Source organism: Bordetella petrii (assembly GCF_020991325.1).
Classification (GTDB): Bacteria; Pseudomonadota; Gammaproteobacteria; order Burkholderiales; family Burkholderiaceae_B; genus Bordetella_A; species Bordetella_A petrii_E.
Genome location: NZ_JAJMLX010000528.1, coordinates 1 through 766 on the forward strand (window position 1 = coordinate 1; position 766 = coordinate 766).

The following is a 766-nucleotide window of genomic DNA, read 5'->3' on the forward strand; positions in this document are numbered from 1 at the left end:
TCCGACATGGACATTGCTTGGCGCGCGATGCCGATGAATAGCCGCACAGGTTTGGCCCAGGATCTAGTGGATCTGCTGGGCCGTGACGCCTGCCTGGCGCCGGACGCCACGCGCGGCGGCGATGCCGGCCTGCTGCGCGCCTATCTGTGGTCGCGCGCCGAGACCATTCTGGCAGGTACCTCGGAGATCCAGCGCAACATCATTGGCGAGCAGGTGCTGGGCTTGCCCAAGCGCTGAACATAGCGGAAATACGGAAGTGGACGACATTGCAGACATGATGGAAGATGCCGGCCGGCGCTTCCTGGAACAGCGGCATCCCGTGTCCCGGGTTCGCGACCCGCAGTCGCGTGGCGGGCACAGCGGGCTTTGGCGCGAGCTGGCCGGCCTGGAATGGCCGGCCCTGCTATTGCCCGAAGAGGCGGGGGGCATGGGGCAGGGCCTGCAAGCCGCCTGGCCGCTGGCATACCAGGCCGGACGCCATTTGCTGACGGTGCCGTTAGTGGCCAACATGGTGTTGCTGCCCATGCTGTGCAAAGGGCAGGGCGATGGCGGGCCGTTGGCGTCGTGGCTGGCGCCGGTGCTCTCAGGCGATGCTTACGATGCGCCGGCCGTCATCGAGCCGGACGGCTCCCTGCTGGTGGAATACGCGGCCGCCGACAGGCCGGCCTTGGCGCCGCGCTACCTGGCGTCCGGCAAGATCCGCCTGGAACGCTACAGCCTGGCCGGCGCGGCGGTCGGCGCCGGGCTGGATCCGACGCTGGACACG

Annotated in this window: 2 protein-coding genes; both read left to right on the top strand. The window is 68.7% G+C overall.

The window, feature by feature from the left end; translation table 11 throughout:
• The coding region (locus LPZ50_RS25140; RefSeq protein WP_268903647.1) for an acyl-CoA dehydrogenase family protein at positions 1-237 on the top strand (237 nt) is incomplete at its 5' end.
• Positions 238-256: 19 nt separating this feature from the next.
• Positions 257-766, top strand: a 510-nt coding sequence (locus LPZ50_RS25145) for an acyl-CoA dehydrogenase family protein (protein ID WP_230665539.1), incomplete at its 3' end; no start/stop codon positions are given.